Origin of the sequence: Serratia sp. OS31 (assembly GCF_014164835.1) — a bacterium.
GTDB lineage: Bacteria > Pseudomonadota > Gammaproteobacteria > Enterobacterales > Enterobacteriaceae > Serratia > Serratia liquefaciens_A.
Map to the genome: position 1 here is coordinate 1 of NZ_JACJFQ010000095.1, position 1,167 is coordinate 1,167.

The 1,167-nt window shown below is 54.7% G+C and carries 1 protein-coding gene and 1 pseudogene; both read left to right on the forward strand.

All coding sequences use genetic code 11. The features are described from left to right. The first annotated feature begins 330 nt into the window (after window positions 1–330). Complete coding sequence (locus H5P17_RS26440; RefSeq protein ID WP_182825919.1) at window positions 331–972, forward strand: recombinase family protein; 642 nt, start codon at window positions 331–333, stop codon at window positions 970–972. After that, a pseudogene (locus H5P17_RS26445) lies at window positions 969–1,046 on the forward strand (Rpn family recombination-promoting nuclease/putative transposase); the annotation flags it as partial. The gene H5P17_RS26440 and the pseudogene H5P17_RS26445, both read left to right, overlap by 4 nt. Between the last annotated feature and the right edge of the window lie 121 nt (window positions 1,047–1,167).

Here is a 1,167-nt window from a genome sequence, read left to right on the forward strand (position 1 = left end):
AGCAGCTTTGCCGGTCGGGGAATATACATGGTGCAGAGTCTACAGGGCGGCAGGGAACAGGAAAAGGGCGTCGGCGCCAGCCGGCTCACGTCGCAGGCGTGCTCATTTTATGCGGGTGTTGCGCCAGGGGGCATGCGCCCGTGTGAGCTATAGGTCTGTCAGACGGCGTCGGCGTTGAGGTGAGGCTGTATCTTAAAGACGGTTGAGGCAGCAGCGCTGCCGTGCTCGCCCCGCAGGGGCGCTACGTTCAAAACAAGTATCACATAACTTGATTTGGTAAATTTGATACGCAAAAATCTCATTATCTAATATCTAGTGAGATTAAATCGTATGGCGCTCGTCGGTTATGCTCGTGTATCCACCACAGATCAGGAGCTGACACATCAGATAGCGGTGCTGACTTCAGCCGGCTGCCGTAAAATCTTCTCGGAGAAAATGACCGGCGCCAGGAAAGAGGGCCGTCAGGCACTCGATGACTGCCTTGATTACTTGCGAGAAGGGGATACGTTGGTGATCACCCGTATCGATCGCCTGTCACGTAGTCTGCGCGACTTACAGAATCTGGTTCATGAGCTTGAAGGGCAAAACATCAAGCTCAGGGCGACCGAGCAGGCCATCGATACCTCTTCGGCATCCGGCAAGGCTTTCCTGGATATGTTGGGCGTATTCGCCGAATTCGAGACACGCCTGCGTCAGGAACGGCAACGGGAAGGCATTGCCCGCGCGAAAGCCAGAGGGGCATATAAAGGAAGAAAACCCACCGCTCAGGCTAAAGCGGAGCAGGTGATTGAATTGACGCTGGCCGGACTCACCCGCGAAGCGGTTGCCGACCAACTGGGCAGAGCCAGCGTCTACCGAATATTAAAAACCTGGCGGCAGCAACATCCCGACGCTATTCTGCCCGGAGAACGGGTGAAGCCTTCGCTCAGCGATAGTGAGCCGTCGACCAAACATGTTACGATAGCGCCATGAAAAAAAATCCAACGCCCCATGATGCCACTTTCCGGCAATTTCTGACGCAACCCGAAATTGCCCGCGACTTCATGGTGAACCGCACCGGTTTTCTTGGAGAGAGTTAAGTCCAGAAGCTCAGGCTGCCAGAACATTATTTGCACTGGAAGCATAATAGGCTTTTTCGGCTTCTGCAGGCGGTATGTGTCCTAGCCG